Genomic DNA, 22,716 nt, shown 5'->3' on the forward strand with positions numbered 1-22,716 from the left:
ATAAAATCTGGCAGAAATAATTTCAGTAATGATGCAGTACTTGATGGCATAAATATTAAACTGGATAAAAATACAAAGCTATATTTTTATCACCTCCTCCACAAGTTTTGGGATTGATCCAAATGAAGCCATTAAACTAGCAAAGAAAAACAAAACCATCTTCCGTGGGGAGGTGCTTTGCAATGGAGATACACTTAAACAATTGCTGGCCAGAAGTAGATATTTACTGTTCAAACACCACAATAAATGGACCCAGGCTCAGAAGAACCGGGCGGAACTGCTCTTTGAGCGGTATCCAGAGTTAAACAAGGCATATAAATTATCCCTAAGACTAGGCGAAATCTTTAAAGTATGTAAAAGTAAGGAACAGGCATTTAAACGGCTGGCATTATGGTATAATGATGTAGAAGATTCCGCAATAGAAACATTCAGAACTGTCCCCAGACCTATACAGGTACATTAATTATCTATTCTAAACTTCTTCACTAACAGATCTACAAATGCATCTGCGGAATCATTCAATGCAAAGGTGAAAGCATTCAGGGCAACTTCCAGGGGAGTTAGGGATGTTAAATTTTTCCTATTCAGGCTATCTAAAATCTATGCTTAAATCTCATTCCCCCAAGAATTCCGCTTGATCCTAGAAAAATGGTTTGGATTTATGGAAATTTCCTGTTTTGAAATAAAAAATCCCGTTTCTTTGTGAGAAACGGGATTTTTTTGGTAATCTACCGACTTGTAGATTTGTGCTCCCGAGACTGGGCTCGAACCAGTGACCCTCTGATTAACAGTCAGATGCTCTAACCAGCTGAGCTACTCGGGAATCCTTCGATTCAGAGATTATTAGTGTTTTTGAAAACTTAAATAATTCCCTTTTTTTCGGTGTGCAATATTAGGAGTTTTTCCCCACTTATAAAAGGAGTAAGGCGATTTTTTTTTAGATTTTAAATTAAGGCCCTAATTTAGTGTGAATTAAAATTCAATTTTTTTTTTAGAAAACGAACGAAAAGAGGCTGAACGCCATTAAATGGATAAAATCAAAGTAATTTAAAGGTAAAATCAAGGACAGTTCCATGGTATTTCTTTGATGCTAATGCCTGTTGCTGTACATTTGTATCGATTAACGAATTAAAGATAGAAAATATGTATCCTGAATATTTAGTAGAACCAATGCGTGCAGAACTTACTAAAGTAGGTTTCGAAGAGATGAAAACTGCAGCTGATGTAGACAGTGCCATCACCGCTGAGGGTACTGTGTTTGTAGTAGTAAACTCTGTTTGTGGTTGTGCAGCAGCAAATGCTCGTCCAGCAGCAAGATTAGCAGCAGCAAATGAGAAACACCCTGATAAATTGATTACCGTATTTGCAGGTATGGAAAAAGAAGCAGTAGATAGAGCTAGAGGTTATATGATGCCTTTCCCTCCATCTTCTCCATCAATGGCTTTATTCAAAGATGGTAAACTGGTTCACATGATTGAACGTCACCAAATCGAAGGCAGACCAGCACAAATGATCGCTGACAGTCTAATTGGTGCTTTTGAACAATACTGCTAATCGCAACAAAAAAGAGCGATAAAAATATAATAAAACAAGGGCTGGTTTGATGAAAACCAGCCCTTGTTTTATTACATAATATTTAATCCTCATTTCCCGAAAGTTATTTTCCGCCGCTAGGGGGAATTGATTTAAAAATCCTTATTCAGTAATTTTTCCAGCTCTCCGAAAGAGACATTCATTCTTACCCTTCCTTGTTTCGCATAGGCGATTTCGCCGGTTTCTTCAGAAATGATGACTGCTACGGCATCCGTGGTTTCTGAAACACCAATCCCAGCTCTATGGCGTAATCCAAATTGTGGAGGCAGTTTATCATTATCAGTGAGTGGTAAAATACAACTGGCACTTTTGATCTTATTTTCTGCAATGACCACTGCACCATCGTGTAGTGGACTATATTTTTGAAAGATACTTTCCAATAATCTTTTTGATATTCTAGAATCAATCACCTCACAGCTATTGGCGAAAAGCTGGTCGTCATAGAACTTGACAAATACAATTAAAGCACCTGTTCTTGATTTTTTCATGCTTTTACAAGCATCAATGATTGGTTTTATGCGGACCAAATTGTCCCTTTCAATGTTTTTGCTGCCGAAAAGATAACCCCACCATGCTTTGTTCTGCTGAAGAAAGGTGTTTTTCCCAATCAAAAGGAGGAAACGCCGGATTTCTGGCTGAAAGATTACAATCAAGGCGATGATTCCTACACTCATAAACTTATTGATGATGGTAGAGAGTAACCTCATGTTGAGCTGTTCTACTGCAAACCAGATGATCAGAATGATCAACATTCCCAGCAGTAAATTGACTGCCAGTGTGTTTTTAATCAGGTTGTAAATATAGTAGATGAGCAGTGCAACAAATATTATGTCCACCACATCTGTTAATGATACTCTTAGAAAATCGAAGTCAAATCCTTTCATTATGCCCAAGTTAGGTATTTTTTGATATTTATGTGAGCTGCATTCTAATGCGTTCTGGTTTTCTCTACCAAGGCAATGCATTCTGCTGCAGCTTTCACATCATGGACTCTAAGGATTCCTGCACCCTTCATCAAAGCAATGGTATTCAGTATGGTGGTTCCGTTTAAGGCATGTTGGGGATCATTCCCTAAAAAGTTATAGATCATCGATTTTCGTGAGAAGCCAACTAATAATGGCAATTCAAAAATATCAAGATCTTCTAGCTGGTTGAGCAATTGGTAATTTTCATCAGTTGTCTTTGCAAAACCAAAGCCTGGATCAAGGATAATATCTTTTAGCCCTAATTTCCTTAGTGTAGCTATTTTTTCAGAGAAGTAATCAATCAGGTTTAGAGCGATATTCGAATAGCCAGTTTGCTGCTGCATATTCTGTGGCGTACCCCGCATGTGCATTAGAATATATGGAACCTGTAAATCTGCTGCCGTTTGGAACATCTCTTCGTCTAATTCTCCTCCGGAAATGTCGTTGATCAGGTGTGCTCCGGCACCAATACTTTCCCTGGCTACTTTCGCCCGGAAAGTGTCTATGGAAAGCCAGGCTTCAGGGAATTTTTTACTAATGATTTCTACCATGGGCACCATCCGACTCAATTCTTCCTCAGTGCTTACTTCCGCAGCACCAGGGCGTGAAGAATAAGCACCAATATCTATGAACTTAGCGCCCTCATTTAGAAATGTTTCCGTTCGCCTCAACGCGTCATCAACATTGTCAACTCTGCTGTTGTTATAAAATGAATCCGGAGTGAGATTGAGGATTACCATCACTGTCGGCTTGCTGATATCTACAAGCCTGCCTTGCAGGTTTAGTGTGGTTTTTGGGTTTAAAAATGTATCTTTAGCCATCGTAGAAAGCAAAAATACGGTATTTAAATAGCTTTAAACTAAATATTTTAATTGTTTTGGCAACAAACACATCTCAAGAATTCGACTCAGTAATTGCGGTTTGTAAATCGCTTTTTATAAAGAAAACAAAGGACTATGGGACGGCATGGCGCATACTAAGGCCATCTTCTATTACCGATCAGATTTTCATTAAGGCACAACGTATCCGTACGCTGGAGGAAAAAAAGGTCTCCATGGTAGATGAAGGAATTATTCCCGAATATATCGGTATCATTAATTATTGTGTGATGGGGATGCTACAGCTGGAATTTGCTGATGGTGATTCCTACGATCTACCACTGGAACAAGTGGAACGGCTTTATGATGAAAAGGTAAAGCTCACCAAAGAATTGATGTTCGCAAAAAATCATGATTATGGGGAGGCCTGGAGAGATTTACGCATCAGCTCCTTAACCGACCTGATCCTGATGAAAATTTTAAGAGTAAAGCAGATTGAAGACAATGCTGGTCAAACATTGGCCTCGGAAGGGGTGGATGCCAACTACCAGGATATGCTCAATTATTCTGTTTTTGCATTGATAAAACTAGGACTGAAATAATGAAGAAAATTGCCTTAAATTTTGCCAGAATATTTGTTGGAGTCCTATTTATATTCTCTGGACTAATTAAAGCGAATGACCCGTTGGGCTTCGGTTATAAGTTGCAGGAATATTTTGAAGTTTTTCACCTGCCTTTTTTAAGTGGTATCGCTACTGGAATTGCCATTTTACTATGTGTGATGGAAATCGTACTGGGGGCATTGCTACTTTTTGGCTTTTGGGCTAAAAGGGTGACTTCTGGCCTATTGGCAGTCATTATTTTCTTTACCTTCCTAACTTTTGTATCGGCATTTTTCAAAGTAGTGACTTCTTGTGGTTGTTTTGGAGATGCAATTCCTTTAACACCGTGGCAGTCTTTCTCCAAAGATTTACTACTTCTGATATTAATCGTTTATCTTTTCATCAATAGGAATTTAATTCAGCCAATCACCACTAACCGTAGCTGGCAAAGTGCCTCGCTGGCTATTGTGCTTTGTGCTTCGCTGATGTTCAGCCAATATACCTACAGCAGACTGCCAATCTTAGATTTCCTGCCTTATAAAGTAGGTGCGAATATTCCAGCACTTATGGCTACGCCTCCGGGAGCTGAACCTGATGAATTCTTAATCATGTACAATCTGAGCAATAAGAAAACAAAAGAGAAAAAGGTGATGAGTGATAAAGATTACCTGAAAACGGAAATCTGGAAAGATGAAAATTGGGAGATCGTTGGAACTCCTGAAAAGAAATTGATCAAAAAAGGTTACGAACCAAAGATCAAAGATTTGTTAATCAGCGACGCTTCTGGTACAGATTACACAAAAGAACTGATAGAAAACCCTTATTATAACTTGATTTATGTGGCTTACAACCTAAAAGATACCGATGAAGAGGGGATGGCCAGGTTGAATGCGTTGGCACTGAATGCCGCAGAACAATTTAACATCAGAACGGTACTGCTAACTTCTAATTCTGCACAGGATGCCCAAGTTTTTAGTAAAAAAATGAAACTGTTTACGGAAGTTTTTTATGCGGATGCAGTTCCTTTAAAAAGTATGGTGAGAGCTAATCCCGGGGTATTATTACTTAAAAATGGAGTCATTATCGACAAATGGCATTACAATGCGGTACCTTCATTTGAGGTGCTTTCCGAAAAATATTTCAGTAAATAAGCGATGCTTTCCTACGCCCTCAAGAAGTTTTTATATGGACTGGCGGTTATGCTGGGCGTGTTGATCGTGGTGTTTTTACTGTTTAATGTGTTGCCAGGTGATCCAGCAAGAATGACAATGGGGCAGCGGTCCGATGTACAGTCACTGGAAGCCGTACGCAAAGAATTTGGTCTGGATAAGTCCAGGCCAGTTCAATTTTTTCTATACCTGAATGACCTTTCTCCCCTAAGTATCCATACCAATACTGCCGAAAATAAAGCAAAGTATCATGATGTGAAATTACTGGCTCTTGGAAAGGAGGTGGTCGTTTTAAAATGGCCTTACCTTCGCAGATCCTATCAAACAAAGAGAGAGGTGACCAGTATCTTAAGAGAAACCGTTCCCAATACTTTTGTATTGGCGCTGTCAGCCATGGTTTTCGCTACCGTTATAGGTGTTTTTCTAGGTGTGGTTTCTGCTGTAAACAAAGATACCTGGATCGATAAAGCAGCAAATTCATTTGCCATACTGGGGATTTCTGCGCCTTCTTTTTTTGCAGGAATCATCATTGCCTGGTTGTTCGGTTTCGTATGGAGCGACTATACGGGTTTAAATATGTCGGGGAGCTTGTATAGCTATGATCCCTTCAAGGGAGAGATTATGACCTTGAAAAATCTTTGGTTGCCAATGATTACCCTGGGATTAAGGCCGCTCGCGATTATTGTACAGCTAACCCGGAGCGCAATGTTGGATGTTTTGGCCCAGGACTACATCAGGACTGCCAAAGCGAAAGGATTAAGTAGAAATGCGATCATTTACAAACACGCGCTTAAAAACGCTTTAAATCCAGTCATCACTGCAATCTCCGGTTGGTTTGCAGGCTTATTGGCTGGTTCTTTTTTTGTAGAATATATCTTTGGATACAATGGATTGGGGAAGGCTACCGTTAGCGCATTGGAAATGTCAGATTTTCCGGTTGTAATGGGCTCAATTCTTTTTATTGCCTTTATATTTGTGTTGATCAATATTCTGGTAGACTTATTATACGCCGTTATTGACCCTAGAATTAAACTTGCTGAGTAAAAATGAAAATATTTCTGATTGGATTTATGGGCTGTGGTAAAAGTACGTTGGGTAGAAAACTGGCGACTAAATTGGGGTATGATTTTATTGACCTGGATCACCAGATTGAAATGCTTGCCGGAATGCCTATAGGTGAATTTTTCGCTGCTAAGGGAGAGCCTGCCTTCAGGGTATTTGAAAGTAAAACGTTAAAAGAGTTCAATTACCCAGATAATTGTGTGGTAGCTACAGGTGGGGGAGCTCCCTGTTATTTTGACAACATGCAGTGGATCAATGAAAATGGACTTTCTGTATATATCGAAATGCCTCCCACTGCACTTGCGAAACGTCTGGAAGGCGGTAAGGATAAGCGTCCCTTGTTAAAAGATATGAACGAAGATGAGCTGATCGCGTTCATTGCTGCTAAACTGGAAGAACGTAATCCTTTCTATCAACAAGCCAATCAGATTGTTAATGGCATCAGCCTGACGCCTGATGCCCTAAGAGTATTGGTTCTATCTGACGTTTAAAGGTCTTCTTTCTCAAATTGTTCTTCAATGTATTTAATATGGGTTTTTCCATGTGGTGCCGGATTTCCATCTTCGTCCACATTTACAAATACCATTTTATCGATGGTCAGGATACTTTTTCTGGTGATCTTATTACGCACTTCACAGCGCATCGTTAAAGAGGTATGCCCAAAGTCGGTGGCGGTAATGCCCATCTCTATTATGTCGCCCTGTTTAGCCGAACTGACAAAATTGATTTCCGAAATGTATTTTGTAACGACTCTCGGATTACCCAATTGTACAATCGCATAGATCGCTGCCTCTTCATCGATCCAACGGAGCAAGCTCCCGCCAAACAAAGTCCCATTGGGATTTAGGTCTTCTGGTTTTACCCATTTTCTAGTGTGAAAATTCATAAGCCTTATTTTGTTCAAAACTAATCATTTAAGCATCATGAATCTCAGATTTAATCCAGTAGAATTTTAGTCTAAACTCCGATGCTTTTTCTTCATTTGATAGTCTACGGAGAATGGGCCTGAACCAATTACCCAGAATAAGATCAACAACATCAAGACAATGATGGAAAGCCATAATTCTGAATTTAGAAAAGAGAATCCCCGGGATAAATTCACGAAAAATACCGCACCCAACAGAATTGGAATCTGAATGACTACTGCAAACCTGGTCAACAGGCCAAGTACGATAAATAAGCCCCCTACCAGATGAGCAAATCCAACAATATGTACCAGCAAACTCGCCATCATCCCCGAAAAACTATACACATTGTTTTGTAAGAGTAGATCTTGTAAGGATGCCGTATTGCCCACAATGGCAATGCCCTTGCCAAATATCAACACACCTAACATAATGCGTACTGCATCCAGCCATTTGGCATGATGCAGGTCTCCCCAGTGTTCAATCTTTTGAATAACAGTCATGATATACCTCCTTGTTTTTAAAAATTGCTAATTGAAGTTAAGGAAAATAAACTAGATTACCAAGGGAGATTCTGTGGTAATTTACTGTTTTTCAGTGCTTTATTTGTATTCCTGATTTGAGTATCCAATAGCTAAAAATCAAAGGAGACTAAATGTGCTAAAATCTTTTTTTTGCACTAATTCTGTTTTTTTATTGCCTTATTTTTTGATAAAATATTGAATTTCATTGTTTTATAAGTTTTAAAATAATTTTCCATGTCACCACTTCGACAGGTTTTGTAGTTTATATTTGCCATGTATGAATTAAAATATAATCCCCTATTATCTTGAGATTCTAATACATTAATCAACGTTCTCAAATTTTTGTTGATTTGCCGTTTTGCAATTTGTGCGTTAATACAAAACGGGTTATTAGAACGCATATTAATAACATTCAATATGTCCCCCCTATATTGAATTATCCCTCTTCATGGCATTCGGTAGGAATGCCATGAAGTTATTTTTTAACTCTTTTTCAATTTCTATCTATTTATGATCTCTTTATAACAATTAAAATATAAATATACCTGAATGAAAATCAGTCGTTTGATGCTTCAAAGCTTGTTTTTGTATAATTTTACTTGTTACTTTAACTAAATAAATAATTTATTATTATTATTTTTCCAGTGAATTCAATGTGATTTTAAATATAATTCCTTTTTATTGCATGGTTTTTGTAATTGTGTTTAATGTTTATTTATTGTATTAAAATATTATTCTATACCATACGTTTTAGCTATTTTCCATTTGTCCTTTACAAGAATTCCCCATTGATATGGTAAAAAAAGAACCTACAGAAGCAATTAAAAGCCGTTTATTGACGGAACGTAAGCTGATTGATGCCGTTGGTGCGATCATTAAGGCCAAAGGTTACCGCGCATTGGGCGTTAATGAAATCGCCAGAGAGGCTAAAGTTACGAAGAAGTTGATCTACAGGTATTTTGAAAATGTAGACCGTCTGATTGAAACCTATGTGATTGAAAAAGATTATTGGTTATCCTATAAGAAAAACATCTCCAATGACATTGAAGGGATCAATAAAAAGAGCGCCTTAGTAGATACGATATCCTCACTTCTTGAAAAACAGTTTGAGTATTTTTGGAATGAAGAAGAGATGCAAAAAATCATATTATGGGAGATTTCTGAAAGAACTGTTTTACTAGATAGCATGTGCAAAGTAAGGGCAGAGCAGGGGGATATATTATTGGAGATGTCAGATCCTTATTTCAAAAATTCTCCGGTAAGTTTAAGAGGGGTCTCCGCCCTGTTGGTTTCTGGAATTTATTATATGGTGCTCCATGCCAAGAAGAATGACAGTACCATCTGTGGATTGGATATCAATTCGGCAGAAGGAAGAGCTGAAGTGCAAAAATCTATCCGCCACATTGTAGAATGGGCATTCCAGGCAGGTAAAGCTAAAAACAAAATTATTTAAAAGACTCAAACTGCGGTTGTAGAATTGCTGAAAAGGTAGTTCTTGGCGGCAGGTTCAAGTAAGGATAAGTCACCTTAGATAAATATAACCCTTGCGGATGTGCAGGGGTAATGAGTCGAGGTGTTTCTTTATTGATCAAATAATGCTCAAATTCATCTAAACTCAATTCCCCTTTTCCGATTTTTAGTAACTGGCCCATAATGATCCGGATCATTTTGCCGAGAAAGCGATTAGAAGAGATTTGAAAACGTAAACGATCTCCACTGCTATCTACGGTTAGTCCAGCCGACATTACATTACAGATCGTATGCTCATACTTGTCCGGACTGGTACAAAAACCTCGGTAGTCTTTGTAGAGCGGTAGTAATGCTGCGGCCTTTTTCATTTGATCAAATTGTAAATCCTCTAACAAATAAAAAGCACTAAGTCCATTTAAGAAAGGACTTTTGTACGTATGGATAAAATAATCATAGCTACGTTGGACAGCATCAAAACGTGCATGCGGTAAACCTTCCATAGGAATGATGTCAAAAACAGCAATGCTGGCCGGTAATAGTTTGTTTAGCCTAAACATCAAATCAAAATCCCAAGGCTGCTCAATGTCCATGTGAAAAAAGAATTGACTGGCATGAACGTGGGCATCTGTACGCCCGCAGCCATTGATAAAAACCGGTGTCTTTAGAATTTTCGTTAGTGCATTTTCTAAAACGCCCTGAACGTTCATGACTCCGGGTTGCTTTTGCCAGCCATTAAAATGAAGGCCATGGTAGCCTATATGTACGAAATACCTCAATGTCTTATCTTCTTGCTCTCTTGTTTAACTCTTCTATTGGCATGTTCATCATTCTTCCAATCGGCTGTTTACCTCTATAGGTAATCACTCTTAACATGGTTGCGTCTTTTGGTGGCGTTAATTTTTCCGTATACTTCGGATAAAAACGGTCCGGAAAAGAATTGTCAAAACTGTAATAAATATCCAATCCGGTTATTTCTGTACTTAATTCAATAATCAGCTGTTTATCGGCAGACCTGCTCACTTTAAAGATCGGATCATAAACACTAGGTGCGTATTTAGTTTCCGCAATATCCAACCGTTGAAAATGATGCTCTACTCTTCCAAAAAAGTTTTCCCAGTTTTTCTTTTCTTTAGGCGACCAAACGGATTCAGCAATGGCCATTCCCCTCGGCCAGGTCATATATTCTGCCTGACGAATATTGGTAACTTGCTCTGTCCATAGGTTAGCCTGTCCACCTTTAATATATTTTGGATCTACGCCAGCAGGGATTGGATCAAATTCGTAAGCTTTACTTAAACGAAGGGAAGCATATACTCTCGGTTCTGTAATCTGATCAGCCTGCATATAATCCAGGTAGGCATAGGTAGTCGGGCTCATTACTACTTCATGTTTTTTAAGGGCGGCATCGGTTCCGTATTTCATCCCTCTCCAGCTCATCACTGCTGCGCTTGGAGGTAAATCACCATCCATGATCTCATCCCAGCCCATGAATTTTTTACCTTTAGATTCAACAATTTCCTGTACACGTTTCTCAAAATAGCCTTGTACCTGGTGCATGTTTTTTAATCCTTCTTTTTGCATCAGTGCTTTAATTGCATCGCTTTTCTGCCAGAAATTAAATGGCGCCTCATCTCCACCCATGTGAATGTATTCGAATGGGAAAAGTGCAGCAACTTGTGTGATTACCGTATCTAAAAAGCTGTATACTTTTTCATTTGCCGGACAAAGGGTATTGTCAACCAATGCAGTTGGTGGCGCTCCTCTGGACCAGTCCATGATTTTTTCGCCGGAGCGAACACGGTAGTTCTCTGCGCCTGGGGTACATGAAAGCTCCGGATAGGAAGCAATAGCAGCTAAACTATGTCCTGGGACATCAATCTCTGGCATGATGTTCACAAATCGATCCTGTGCATATTGAATCAATTCTTTTAAATCTTCTTGAGTATAAAAACCGCCATAAGTACGGGGTTCATCCGCTGTAGGTGGTGTGAAATTTCCAAATTCTCCGGTTTTCTTTACACTCCATGCACCAACTGAAGTTAGTTTAGGATAGCCCTTGATTTCTATTCTCCAACCTTCATCATCGGTGAGGTGTAAATGAAGCAGATTGTATTTGTAGCGAACCATCGCATTGATATATTGCTTAACCTCCTCTTTTGTGAAGAAATGACGCGCAACATCCAGCATTAACCCTCTCCAGCCTACACGCGGATAATCAATGATTTCTACGCTTGGAGCTGACCAGCGGATATGCTCCACCAGTTCTTTACTTTCTATTTCTTTAGGGAATAGCTGTACCAAACTTTGTGCGCCATAATATAGCCCGGCGGGTTTGTTGGCCCTAATCAGAATTTGATTAGGTTTCACAGTCAATTGATAACCTTCAGCTCCTAAAATTGGATTGTGTTTGTCGTTTAAAATTAGCCTGATTTGAGCATGATCCCCAATATGTCCGCTTACTATAGATACATAATTTCCGGTAGGAATTGATAACCGTTCCTGTAAAAAGCTGGTCACCTGTTTCATTTCCACATTTGCCGGCGACTGGATCGTTACGTTTTTGGGTAAAATGAAATGCCCATCCTGTTTGATCACAGAAACGGGTTCCGGAATGATGGCAATTTCGGTCGGAAGTGGGGCGGATGGTAACAACTCAACAGCATTTGTACTGAAAGGTGCCTGGCTAAAACCAGCAGCGCTGATCAGACTGCAAAATGCAAACAGGAATAATCTTTTCATAGCAGAGGGTAGGCGTATTTTTTGTTTAAAAACTGTCGCAATTTATCAATAAAATGGCAGATAATCGGGAGTCATACTACTTTAAAGCATCGAGTACCTTGAATAGCTTTTTACTAATACCCGTTCCTGAGTAGTTATTGATATTGATGACAATAACATATTTGTTTCCCGATTTATCGGTATGATAGCCGGCATAGGCTGAAACATCGGCAATGCTTCCACTTTTTAGTTTCATACCATTGTTATCTGGAAGTGATTTGTAAAAGTCCGGAAACCAGGATTCTTTTTGCGATTGAAATAGTATTTCAGCCATCGCCATTGGCGTAACTCTGATCGCTGGTGATAACCCACTGCCATCGGTAATGTTCAAAGAATGTCTATCTATTCCTTTTTCCGCCCAGAAATTGATTTCTGTTTGTGAGCCGTTCAGCGTAGTAGGTAACTTTCCTGATTTCCATGCCAAAGTTTTTAACAAGTGCTCTCCGTATAAATTCACACTTTTTTTATTGAACCAATAGACGATTTCTGATAAAGTAGGGGAGTTAATCGTAATCAGTTTCTGCTGAATGGTAGGTACTGACTGCTGATCTACCGCTAGCAATCTGGCGGTAGTAGGGGAAAGTTGTGTCGCAATGCCGATACGGCTTAGCGTGTCCTGTAAACGGTAAGCTGCATCAAAGGCAGGATTTGGGACCGCTGTTGAAACACCTGGCTTGGAAATCCCTAGCGCCCAGGTTCCACGAAGGTAGGCAATGCTGGCATCAGGAGGGAGGTAAGAATACGCATGATCCCCACTGCCTTCTGGTCCGGCGATCAACTCATTCATGATTTTAAGATAAGGCATTTCCGGAACCACTTTTAGAATGGATACCGATTTATCTGCGTTGTTGTTAGCTTTTAGATGAATGTCAAATTGGTTCTCGCGCCAGCTGAGTGCCGAAGGACCGGCGCCATAATAGTTTCCTATATCCTGCCAGATCCAACCATCAGGCGTACTTTGAGTACCCCAAATACTGTCGTCTCCGATAATTTTACCTTCAATTTTTTTAATGCCTGCGCGCTGAATAGCAGTTACCCATTGTTGCAGGATGTAGTTTTCTTTGGTGCTTTCGTAGCGCCAAGAGCCTAATGTCGGATCTCCGCCACCCACGATAATCAGGTCGCCTTGTAAAGTGCCATCCGGACTAATTTTACCACTATAAGCAAGCGTGGTCTGGTATTGAAAATCTTTGCCCAACATATGGAATGCTGTTGCGGAAGTAATGGTCTTTAACGTAGAAGCTGTAGCCAGCCCGACCTCTTCATTTTTACCCAGCAATAGTTTTCCGGTGTTCGCATCTAATACGCAAAGACCAATGATTGCATGTTTTGCCTGGCTATCGTCTTTTAGTACCTGATACGCTTGTTCCAGTTTTTCTACCGGACTTTGTGCATTTGCAAATTGTTGTAAAAGGATCAGGGATAACAGTGCAGTTTTTCTGACAATATTCATGGAAAGAGAATTAAAAGACTAAATAGCCATTAACGAAAAATTGAGGTACAGATTGCCTTTTAAAGCGCTCCATACCTCAATCATTTTTTATAGAAGGAGAATTAAACCAGGTCTTTACTTACCAGGTATTCTGCAATCTGAACAGCATTGGTTGCTGCACCTTTACGAAGGTTATCTGCAACGATCCAAAGGTTTACTGAATTCGGCATAGATTCATCACGTCTGATTCTTCCAACAAATACCTCATCTCTCTCATGAGCATCTTTAGGCATTGGATATTTCAGGTTGGCAATGTCATCAACTACAACGATTCCTGGAGTATTGGCTAATAATTCTCTTAGTTCAATGACATCAAAGTCGTTTTCAAACTCGATGTTTACTGACTCCGAGTGTCCACCCATCACCGGAATACGAACAGTAGTCGCTGTTAAACGGATACTATCGTCACTCATGATTTTACGAGTTTCATTGATCATTTTCATTTCCTCTTTGGTGTATCCGTTTGCTTCGAAAACATCAATCTGAGGAATTACGTTTAAATCAATCGGGTAAGCATAAGCCATAGGGCCATCAGTAATACCTTTACGCTCATTCATCATTTGCTCTACTGCTTTTACACCAGTACCTGTTACCGACTGGTAAGTAGAAACAACAACACGTTTGATCTTATATTTATCATGTAATGGTTTTAAGGCCACTACCATTTGAATAGTTGAACAATTTGGATTTGCAATGATCTTATCATCAAGAGATAGTTCATGAGCATTCACTTCTGGTACCACTAACTTCTTTGTAGGGTCCATGCGCCATGCCGATGAATTGTCAATTACTGTGGTTCCTGCCTCAGCGAAACGTGGGGCATGTTCTAATGAGGTGCTACCACCCGCAGAGAATAAAGCAATATCAGGTCTCATTGAAATTGCAGTATCCATGTTTACAATAGCATACTTCTTACCCTTAAAAGTGATTTCTTTACCTACACTTTTTTCAGATGCAACCGGAATTAACTCGGTTAACGGGAAGTTACGCTCTTCTAACACTTTTAACATTACGGTACCTACCAGACCGGTGGCGCCTACAACTGCAATTTTCATTTTTTTAATTGGTTTTTTATAGTTCTTATTAATTTATAGTATTCAGTTTTTTGTAATAAGTTCTCTTTTTCATCGGCTTATTTCAGCCATATTTTTCAAATATGGTGAAATTTTTGTGCTTTTTGCTGCTAAAGTACTCAAAACTTGCATTTTAATGTGCTTCAAAGATCATTTGGGCTACTCTTGTCGTTGATCTTTAAAGTCTTCAGGTCAAAGATATCGGTCATAAAAAAAGGGAAGTAGTTTTGTAAACCACTTCCCTAGATATTTTAAGATCTTATTCTTAAACCAGTTCGCGACTTACGTAATCAAAGCTTTGCTTAATGCTGATAAACGGATCCTTGGAGAAGTTCTCCTGTTCCACAATAGCATACTTCAATCCTGCCTGCTTGGCATGTTTAAAGAATGATTTAAAGTCGATTGTACCTGTTCCTACCTCAGTATTGATGGTATGGTTAGCTTTATCCATATCCTTTACGTGCCACATTGGGAAACGTCCAGGGTATTTATTGAAGAATGCAATTGGATCATTACCTGATCTGACTACCCAATATAAGTCCATTTCAAACTTTACCAGGTTTTTATCAGTTTCAGCCAGCATCACCTCGTATCCGGTTTTGCCATCATATTTCTTGAATTCAAAATCATGGTTATGGTAGGCTAGTTTCAATCCTGATTTCTTACAGATTTCTGCTGCCTGATTTAGACGCTCAGAAACTTTTTTATAATCATCAAGGCTGGATCTTAAGCTTTCGCCCATCCAAGGAATTGTAAGAAATTCCATTTTTAGTCCGTTTGCGCCTTCGATAGCAATTTTCAGTTCATCTTGGTTTCCGTCTTTTAAGAAAGAATCCAAACCGAAGTGGCCACTTGGTGCTTTCAATCCATTGGCATCCAATAGACCTTTGAATGCTTTAGCATCCATACCAAAATAACCACCTTTAGCAGAGTATCCGTAAGTTTCTACTTCTTTATAGCCTGCTTTAGCTATTTTCTCAATGACACCTTTAGGGTCTTTACCGATCACTTCTCTCAAAGTATACAGTTGAAGTCCAACAGGTTTTACCTTAGCAAAGGCATGCGCAAATGAAGGAAACAACAGGGCTCCTGCTGCAGCCATCCCTGCGTTTTTTATAAATGTTCTTCTAGAGTTCATAACTTTTGGTTTATACGTCACAAATATTTACGGCGTCTCTCAGTGATTTAATTTTATCCTTATACTTAGGAATAAATTCCTGCGCAAGATAACCTTTAAATCCAGTTGCTAATATAGCTTTTATAATCGCTGGATAAAATAACTCCTGAGTATCGTCTATTTCATTTCTTCCGGGAACGCCGGCAGTGTGGTAATGAGAGATGTAAGGATGGTACTTTTTTATGTTACTGATTACATTACCTTCATCAATCTGCATATGATAAATATCATACAATAATTTGAAGTTTTCAGAGCCTAATCTTTTCGCCAATTCAGCACCCCATTTGGTGGTGTCGCATTGATAATCAGTATGGTCAACTTTGCTGTTTAACAATTCCATTACCAAAACCACATTGTGTTTTTCGGCAATTCCGATCACTTGTTTCAAGCCTGCTACACAATTGTTAAGACCAGTTTCATCATCTTTTCCACGGCGATTTCCGCTAAAACAGATCAATTGTTTATAACCTGCAGCAGCAACTTTAGGAATCATTTCCGTATAGTTTTTAATCAGCGTAGCATGAAATTTGGGATCATTCCAGCCATCAACAAGGTTGATTTCTGCACCATTACACATGGAAGAGTCCAAACCGTGCTTCTTTAAGGTAGGCCATCCTGCCGGACCAACAAGGTCTATCGCTTTAATTCCAATTTTTTTGGCTTCAACACATAGGGCATCTAATTCCATATCTCCGAAACACCAGGCGCAAACAGAATGGTTTACATTTCCTTTCAATGCGGTAGATTTATAAGGTTCCATAGCAAAACTTGGCAGTGCTGCCGAAACACCTAAAGCGGCGGTTCCGGCAACCATATTTTTTAAGGCAGTTCTCCTGCTTAGTTCCTCAGCCATTATGCATTTAATTGAACTTCCTCTTTTTTCTTGTCAGTAAAGAAAACAGTGAAGAGTAGGAAAACAACCAATGAAATTATGGAAGGAATGATCCAAACCATTTTCCAATCTACGGTACCATCAGCCAGTTTATAAGTATCGGTGATGTAACCTGCAACTTCAAAACCGATTAACATACCTACACCATAAGTTGCTAAAGTGATCAAGCCTTGTGCAGAACTTTTGTATTTATCACCAGCAATAGAGTTGGTATAAATTTGTCCGGATACAAAGAAGAAGTCATAACAAACGCCATGAAGGGCTATGCCGATGATCAACATAAAACCTAAATCACCTGCGTTTCCATAAGCGAAAAGCGCATAGCGTACAGCCCATGCTAACATACCAACCAAAATGGTTTTCTTAAAACCGAATTTGGTGAAGAATATTGGAAGTAAAAGCAGGAATAGTACTTCTGAAACTTGTCCAATTGTCATCTTTCCTGTTGGATCTTCCACGCCTACATTAGATAGGAAAGGGTGTGCATTCTGGTAATAGAAGGCAAGAGGGATACAAATTAGAATAGAGGAGACAAAGAAGATTGCGAAGTTTTTATCCTTTAATAATTTTAATGCATCTAATCCTAGGATTTCTGATACTTTAACTTTTTCGCCGGCCACAGCTTTCGGGGGAGTTTTTGGTAAGGCAAAACTAAACAGACCTAATACTACAGAGGCAATACCTGCCATCAGGAAAGTGTTTTTAAGCAGACCTTCTTTGGCACCTTCTGCAGAATCCCAGTGAAAATAAAAGCTGATCAATAAACCTGCTGCAATCCATCCGATCGTTCCAAATACCCTGATGGTAGAGAATTCTTTTTCAGGATCTTTCATTTGATTGAAGGAAACAGAGTTGACCAATGCCAGCGTAGGCATGAAGAGAATCATGTAAGCCAATACATAAGGATAGAATACACTGATGTCTGTTGCATTGTACATTTGATACATGAGTACAGCACCGATGAGGTGTAGCACGCCAAGAATTTTTTCTGCGTTAAAATATCGGTCGGCAATCAAACCAATAATGAAAGGAGCAATAATGGCTCCCCAGGATTGGGTGGAGAATACAGATGCCGACTGGCCACCTGTAGCACTGAGGTTGTTTCCCAGGAAGGTGCCCAGGGTTACAAACCATGCGCCCCAGATGAAAAACTCCAGGAACATCATGAATGATAGTTTGATGCGGTTGTTAAGGTTCATTGTTTATGTCTTGTTTAATATTTTGGTGTATTTTTTAGCATTAAAGCTCTTTAATCATGATGTTGCGGTACCATACTTCATCACCATGATCCTGTAAGGCAATTTTTCCAGTCTTGAATGTAGCGAAATCTGGCCATTTTGCAAACTTACTACCTGCAATTAATGCCTTGAATTGGTCGTCCCAAAGGGTAGTTTGTACTACTTTTACGCCATTTAATTTAAGCTCTAATTTGCCGTTTTTGCTGATGATCTCAGCAGTATTCCATTCTCCAACAGGTTTAACAGGTTCTGAGCTGCTTTTAATCAGGTCATAAAGATCTCCTGAACGGTGTTTGGTGATTTTTCCATCTGGATGGCCTTCGTTATCTAATACCTGCATTTCCAAACCTGTGCTGTAGGTCGCACCATATTTAGGCTTGTCTTCATGGACATAAAAGATAATCCCACTATTGGCTTTAGGAGCCACTTTCCAATCTACTTTCAGGTGGAAATTACCATATTCTTTATCGGTTACTAAATCGCCACCTCCGGTGTTTTTAGTGTTACAATGAAGGGCGCCATCTTCGACATCCCATTTTGCACCAGCGGTTTTCTGACCGTAAGTGTGCCATCCGGCAGTAGTTTTACCATCAAACAGTTTAGTAAATCCTTTACTGCTGGATTGCGCATTGCTATTGCCTGTTGCACCGAATACCGCAGTAAGCAGCATCGCTGAAAAAATATATGGTTTCATAGTTTTTCTTTTTAAGTTAAAAGCGGGATGGTTAATTACCATCCTTTACGGTAGTCACGTTTTACGAACTGGTTTACAGCATCAAAATTGGTTACTTTCATATTGGCATTGTCCCAAAGTAATTTGATGTCTCTTCCTGGGAAACTGGCTCTTCCTTTATCATTTTTCACTTGAACATCCGTTCCTCTGATGGCTAAGTTTGCCATCAATAAAGCTTCTGTTAGTGGTCCGGCAATCTCAAATGGAGAACTCAATTCTTTTTTGCCATATCCTGCGATACAACCTTCTACCCATTGTGCATAATGGCCATCAGCACCACCAGGAACTCGTGCAAATTTTGCAGGAACTTTGATGTCTTTATTTTTACTTAATGGTAATAAACGTGGATCAGCACTGTAAGTACTGGCCATCATTTTTCCTTTGGTACCGATAAATAAAGTACCATTTCCACCATCACCGAACACTTCGTTTGCTTCCAGTTCTTCTGGTCTTTCCGGCTGAATACCGCCGTCCATCCAGTGAACAGTTACATCACCTTTAGTTTTATTGGTTTTAGGGAATTTTAAAGTTACATGACTTGATGGAGGGCAACTGTCCGGGAAATAGCCACGTTTAAATTCATCCACATAAACTGAACCTACACTAGCTTGAACTTCAGTTGCATATTTCAGGTTTAACATGCTAAATGGAGCTTCTAACAGGTGACAGCCCATATCTCCTAATGCACCTGTTCCATAATCCCACCAACCTCTCCAGTTAAATGGAACCAGTTTGTTCACGTAATCCTTGTAAGGAGCAGTACCTAACCATAAGTCCCAATCCAGGTCTTTAGGCACTTCCGCTTTGTTCGCAGACCATGGAATACCTTGTGGCCAAACCGGTCGGTCTGTCCAGGCATAAACCGTGTGTACATCACCAATTAAACCTGCATCATACCATTCTTTCATTTGTCTAGGGCCATCATTTGAAGCACCCTGGTTTCCCATCTGGGTCACCACTTTGTATTTTTGCGCTGCTGCGGTTAACGCACGTGCTTCATGAATATCATGGGCCAAAGGCTTCTGCACATACACGTGTTTACCTAATTGCATGGCAGCTAAGGCAATAATCGCATGACTATGATCTGGGGTCGAAACCGAAACCGCATCGAAATTCTTGTGCTCTTTGTCGAACAATTCACGGAAATCCCTATAGTATTTTGCTTTTGGGAATGCCTTTACGCTGGCCGCAGCCCTTGAATCGTGGACATCACAAAGAAAGCCGATGTCAGCTTTTCCGCTTTTGTAGAAATTAGCAATATCTGATTGTCCTTTACCTCCTGCACCGACTCCGGCGATAATCAGGCGGTCACTTGGCGCTATAAATCCTGGTCCGCCTAAAACATGACGGGGAACAATCATAAATGCAGAAGCTGCAATTGCGGTGGTTTTAAGGAAACTCCGTCTTGACGAGGTTTCCTGGTTTTTGTTGGTTTCTTCCATGGTTTATATTTGGTTCTGTGGTTCAGGTTATTTTTTCAGGGATAGAATGTAACGTACCATTTCTTTGGCATCGTCTTGTGATAGGTTAGCATGAGGAGTCATTGGAACTTCACCCCAAACACCTTTACCACCTTCAATGATTTTTTTAGACAGTTGCTCAACTGTTGCATCATTAAGGGTGTATTTAGCCGCAATCTCTTCGTAAGTTGGGCCAATTACTTTCGTTACTTTATTGTGGCAACCAATACAGTCGGAAGTTGCAATTAACTTTTCTCCAGGATGTTTTTCAGTTGTTGCACTCGCTGCAGCTGTAGTTTCAGTGGTGGCGGTTGTGCTGGTAGAATTTGATTCTGGACTTCCGCATGAAGCTAAAGCCATAATAAAGCAGGCAAGGATAAATAGTGTATTTTTCATTAGATTATTGTTTTATGGCTGATAAAGCGATCATATTTTATTCGTTCAGCTTTTGGAAGGGCTAAACTGATGATGCTTTATCTTATTATTGTATTAATTATTATAGTCCTAAAATTTTATTGTTGAATTCGTCATTTCCACCCGAAGCGGCAAAATCGTCGAATGCTCTATCCGTTACCGGAATGATCAATTTGCTGATTAATTCTGCACCTTCTTTGGCACCAACCTGAGCATCTTTAATCACACATTCCCATTCCATTACTGCCCAGCCAGTGTAATCGTATTGTGCTAGCTTGCTGAAAATGGTTTTGAAATCTACCTGTCCATCACCTGGTGAACGGTATCTTCCAGCACGATTTGCCCAACTTTGGTAACCACCAAAAGTTCCTTGTTTTCCGGTTGGATTAAACTCTGAATCTTTTACATGGAAAGCCTTGATACGCTCATGGTAGAAATCGATGTATTGGATGTAATCCAGTTGCTGTAACACAAAATGCGATGGGTCATATAGCAGACAAGCACGAGGGTGATTGTTTACTTTTTCCAGGAACATCTCATAAGTGATGCCGTCAAAAAGATCTTCACCCGGGTGAATCTCATAACACACATCTACACCGCAGTTGTCGAATTCGTTTAATATAGGTGTCCATCTTTTAGCCAGTTCGGTAAAAGCGGCGTCTACCAATCCTTCCGGGCGTTGTGGCCATGGATGAAACATATGCCATAACAACGATCCACTAAACGTAGCATGCGCATTTAAGCCTAGATTTTGTGAGGCTTTCGCTGCATATTTCAATTGCTGAACAGCCCATTTGGTTCTTTCAGCAGGGTTGTTCTTATATTGATCGGGAGCAAAAGCATCAAAAGCAAGGTCGTAAGCTGGGTTTACAGCAACCAATTGCCCTTGCAGGTGTGTGGATAGTTCTGTAATTTCCAATCCGTAAGACGCTACTTTTCCTTTTAATTCATCCGCATAAGTTTTACTTTCTGCTGCTTTTTGTAAATCGATGAATCTTGGATCAAGTGTTGGCATTTGAATACCTTTAAATCCCAATCCCGCTGCCCATTCACAAATGGCATCCAATGAATTGAATGGAGCTTCATCACCGATAAACTGAGCCAGAAAAACTCCGGGGCCTTTAATTGTTGTCATGATGTTTATATTTTAAAATCAAACCACTTTTGATCAGATGCCGAAGAAGCGACTACATTATCAATAAATGCCATGCCTCTTACGCCGTCTTCTACTTTAGGGAAATCAAGCATTGCTGCGGTAGGTTCCTGACCTTGACTGATTGCACCAATGGTTAATACGAAGTTTCTGTAAATGTTAGCGAAAGCTTCCAGGTAGCCTTCTGGGTGACCACCAGGCACACGTGTATTGTGTTTCGCAGCATCTGAAAGGTACGCCTGTCCGGCGCGGTAGATTTGTGCGGGTTCATTCAGCCATTTTACGATTAAGGTATTTGGTTCCATCTGGTGCCATTCTAAGCCTCCTTTTTCACCATAAACTTTAATTTTCAAGGCGTTTTCTTCACCTGCTGCAATTTGAGATGCAATTAAAACACCATTGGCACCATTGTCGAATTTTAACAATACGTTTCCGTCATCGTCTAATCCACGGCCAGGTACTACGATATTTAAATCTGCACAAAGCTTACTGATCTTTAATCCGGAAATATATTCTGCCAATTGAGCGGCATGAGTTCCGATATCACCCATGCAACCACTTTTACCACTTTTGGTAGGGTCGGTACGCCATGCAGCGCCAGCATTGCCTTCACGTTCTGTTAAGGTGCTCAACCATCCCTGAGGATACTCGACCATTATTTTTCTAATGGCACCCAGTTTTCCCTCTTTTACCATTGCTTTGGCTTGTTTCACCATCGGGTAACCAGAATAAGTATGAGTCAGGCACAATACCAATCCTGTCTCTTTTACTTTTTCTTGCAATTGTTTGGCCTCCTCTAATGATAAGGTAATAGGTTTCTCAATGACAACATTAAAGCCATGGTCCAGAGCCATCATTGCTGGAGCAAAATGAGCAAAGTTAGGCGTCACAATGGTCACGAAATCCATACGTTTATCTGCAGGAAGCTGACTTTCTTTTTCAATCATTTCCTGATAATTCGCATAAATGCGGTCGTCATCAAGGAAAAGGTCCTTTCCCGACTGTCTACCAACTTCAGGGTTGACGCTTAAAGCGCCACAGCAAAATTCAACCTGACCATCTATGTTTGCCGCAATGCGGTGAACGGCTCCGATGAAGGCATCTTTGCCACCACCAATCATGCCCATTCTCATCTTTCTGTTGTTCATCAGAATATTTTGTTTTTTGTTGTTTTTAAAGTGTCTAAACCGACTTAGCA

At 39.8% G+C, this 22,716-nt stretch carries 22 protein-coding genes, 1 tRNA gene and 1 pseudogene; 7 read left to right on the forward strand and 17 right to left on the reverse strand.

Features of this window, described 5'->3' with window-relative positions; genetic code table 11:
• Window positions 1–157: 157 nt before the first annotated feature.
• Window positions 158–610 (forward strand): annotated as a pseudogene (locus tag GM920_RS23785) (ISL3 family transposase).
• A gap of 139 nt (window positions 611–749) precedes the next feature.
• Here GM920_RS23785 and GM920_RS23145 read toward each other — a convergent pair.
• Window positions 750–823, reverse strand: a tRNA-Asn gene (locus GM920_RS23145).
• Between the two features lie 320 nt (window positions 824–1,143).
• On the opposite strand from GM920_RS23145, the gene GM920_RS23150 reads away from it, so the two are divergent.
• Window positions 1,144–1,554 (forward strand): BrxA/BrxB family bacilliredoxin, encoded by a 411-nt coding sequence (locus GM920_RS23150; protein WP_182961778.1) that lies wholly within the window; start codon window positions 1,144–1,146, stop codon window positions 1,552–1,554.
• 131 nt (window positions 1,555–1,685) lie between these two features.
• Here GM920_RS23150 and cdaA read toward each other — a convergent pair whose 3' ends face one another.
• Both cdaA and folP read right to left on the reverse strand, forming a co-directional pair.
• A complete protein-coding gene (gene cdaA / locus GM920_RS23155; protein ID WP_182961780.1) occupies window positions 1,686–2,477 on the reverse strand; it encodes a diadenylate cyclase CdaA in 792 nt (263 codons plus the stop codon).
• A 44-nt stretch (window positions 2,478–2,521) separates the two neighbouring features.
• Window positions 2,522–3,379, reverse strand: a complete 858-nt coding sequence (gene folP / locus GM920_RS23160; RefSeq protein WP_182961782.1) for a dihydropteroate synthase — start codon at window positions 3,377–3,379, stop codon at window positions 2,522–2,524.
• Window positions 3,380–3,435: 56 nt separating this feature from the next.
• Between folP and GM920_RS23165 the strand changes: the two genes are divergently transcribed.
• From GM920_RS23165 to GM920_RS23180, 4 genes are read left to right on the forward strand one after another with little or no spacing between them, the layout of a single operon-like run.
• Complete coding sequence (locus GM920_RS23165; protein WP_182961784.1) at window positions 3,436–3,978, forward strand: DUF1599 domain-containing protein; 543 nt, start codon at window positions 3,436–3,438, stop codon at window positions 3,976–3,978.
• Window positions 3,978–5,129 carry a BT_3928 family protein gene (locus GM920_RS23170; protein WP_182961786.1) on the forward strand — a complete coding sequence of 384 codons (1,152 nt, stop codon included), beginning with the start codon at window positions 3,978–3,980 and terminating at the stop codon, window positions 5,127–5,129. Before GM920_RS23165 ends, GM920_RS23170 begins: the two co-directional genes overlap by 1 nt.
• Before the next feature lie 3 nt (window positions 5,130–5,132).
• Window positions 5,133–6,191 (forward strand): ABC transporter permease, encoded by a 1,059-nt coding sequence (locus GM920_RS23175; RefSeq protein ID WP_182961788.1) that lies wholly within the window; start codon window positions 5,133–5,135, stop codon window positions 6,189–6,191.
• Between the two features lie 2 nt (window positions 6,192–6,193).
• Window positions 6,194–6,700, forward strand: a complete 507-nt coding sequence (locus GM920_RS23180; protein WP_182961790.1) for a shikimate kinase — start codon at window positions 6,194–6,196, stop codon at window positions 6,698–6,700.
• Here the strand turns inward: GM920_RS23180 and GM920_RS23185 are convergent.
• Window positions 6,697–7,095: an acyl-CoA thioesterase gene (locus GM920_RS23185; RefSeq protein WP_182961791.1), complete on the reverse strand. Its 399-nt coding sequence runs from the start codon at window positions 7,093–7,095 to the stop codon at window positions 6,697–6,699. The genes GM920_RS23180 and GM920_RS23185 overlap by 4 nt on opposite strands.
• Before the next feature lie 66 nt (window positions 7,096–7,161).
• Window positions 7,162–7,617 carry a DoxX family protein gene (locus GM920_RS23190; RefSeq protein ID WP_182961793.1) on the reverse strand — a complete coding sequence of 152 codons (456 nt, stop codon included), beginning with the start codon at window positions 7,615–7,617 and terminating at the stop codon, window positions 7,162–7,164.
• A gap of 814 nt (window positions 7,618–8,431) precedes the next feature.
• Here GM920_RS23190 and GM920_RS23195 point away from each other — a divergent pair.
• On the forward strand, window positions 8,432–9,091 hold the full coding sequence (locus GM920_RS23195; protein ID WP_182961794.1) for a TetR/AcrR family transcriptional regulator: 660 nt from the start codon (window positions 8,432–8,434) through the stop codon (window positions 9,089–9,091).
• Here the strand turns inward: GM920_RS23195 and GM920_RS23200 are convergent.
• The 12 genes from GM920_RS23200 to GM920_RS23255 all read right to left on the reverse strand — a co-directional run bounded on the left by GM920_RS23200 (window position 9,084) and on the right by GM920_RS23255 (window position 22,666).
• On the reverse strand, window positions 9,084–9,884 hold the full coding sequence (locus GM920_RS23200; protein ID WP_182961795.1) for a tRNA pseudouridine synthase A: 801 nt from the start codon (window positions 9,882–9,884) through the stop codon (window positions 9,084–9,086). The two genes, GM920_RS23195 and GM920_RS23200, sit on opposite strands and share 8 nt — an antisense overlap.
• Before the next feature lie 4 nt (window positions 9,885–9,888).
• A complete protein-coding gene (locus GM920_RS23205) occupies window positions 9,889–11,847 on the reverse strand; it encodes a beta-N-acetylhexosaminidase (RefSeq protein ID WP_182961796.1) in 1,959 nt (652 codons plus the stop codon).
• Window positions 11,848–11,923: 76 nt separating this feature from the next.
• Window positions 11,924–13,339 (reverse strand): D-alanyl-D-alanine carboxypeptidase/D-alanyl-D-alanine endopeptidase, encoded by a 1,416-nt coding sequence (gene dacB, locus GM920_RS23210; protein WP_182961797.1) that lies wholly within the window; start codon window positions 13,337–13,339, stop codon window positions 11,924–11,926.
• Window positions 13,340–13,440: 101 nt separating this feature from the next.
• Window positions 13,441–14,433: an aspartate-semialdehyde dehydrogenase gene (locus GM920_RS23215; protein WP_182961799.1), complete on the reverse strand. Its 993-nt coding sequence runs from the start codon at window positions 14,431–14,433 to the stop codon at window positions 13,441–13,443.
• 283 nt (window positions 14,434–14,716) lie between these two features.
• Window positions 14,717–15,589: a sugar phosphate isomerase/epimerase family protein gene (locus GM920_RS23220; protein ID WP_182961800.1), complete on the reverse strand. Its 873-nt coding sequence runs from the start codon at window positions 15,587–15,589 to the stop codon at window positions 14,717–14,719.
• A 10-nt stretch (window positions 15,590–15,599) separates the two neighbouring features.
• A complete protein-coding gene (locus GM920_RS23225; protein ID WP_182961801.1) occupies window positions 15,600–16,481 on the reverse strand; it encodes a hydroxypyruvate isomerase family protein in 882 nt (293 codons plus the stop codon).
• On the reverse strand, window positions 16,481–17,719 hold the full coding sequence (locus GM920_RS23230) for a nucleoside permease (RefSeq protein WP_182961802.1): 1,239 nt from the start codon (window positions 17,717–17,719) through the stop codon (window positions 16,481–16,483). Before GM920_RS23230 ends, GM920_RS23225 begins: the two co-directional genes overlap by 1 nt.
• A gap of 40 nt (window positions 17,720–17,759) precedes the next feature.
• Window positions 17,760–18,452 carry a 3-keto-disaccharide hydrolase gene (locus GM920_RS23235; RefSeq protein WP_182961804.1) on the reverse strand — a complete coding sequence of 231 codons (693 nt, stop codon included), beginning with the start codon at window positions 18,450–18,452 and terminating at the stop codon, window positions 17,760–17,762.
• A gap of 35 nt (window positions 18,453–18,487) precedes the next feature.
• Window positions 18,488–19,933, reverse strand: a complete 1,446-nt coding sequence (locus GM920_RS23240) for a Gfo/Idh/MocA family protein (protein WP_182961806.1) — start codon at window positions 19,931–19,933, stop codon at window positions 18,488–18,490.
• A gap of 27 nt (window positions 19,934–19,960) precedes the next feature.
• Window positions 19,961–20,347: a c-type cytochrome gene (locus GM920_RS23245; RefSeq protein WP_182961807.1), complete on the reverse strand. Its 387-nt coding sequence runs from the start codon at window positions 20,345–20,347 to the stop codon at window positions 19,961–19,963.
• 100 nt (window positions 20,348–20,447) lie between these two features.
• A complete protein-coding gene (locus tag GM920_RS23250) occupies window positions 20,448–21,500 on the reverse strand; it encodes a sugar phosphate isomerase/epimerase family protein (RefSeq protein ID WP_182961808.1) in 1,053 nt (350 codons plus the stop codon).
• 5 nt (window positions 21,501–21,505) lie between these two features.
• Complete coding sequence (locus GM920_RS23255) at window positions 21,506–22,666, reverse strand: Gfo/Idh/MocA family protein (RefSeq protein WP_182961810.1); 1,161 nt, start codon at window positions 22,664–22,666, stop codon at window positions 21,506–21,508.
• Between the last annotated feature and the right edge of the window lie 50 nt (window positions 22,667–22,716).

Origin of the sequence: Pedobacter gandavensis, assembly GCF_014172405.1 — a bacterium.
Classification (GTDB): domain Bacteria; phylum Bacteroidota; class Bacteroidia; order Sphingobacteriales; family Sphingobacteriaceae; genus Pedobacter; species Pedobacter gandavensis.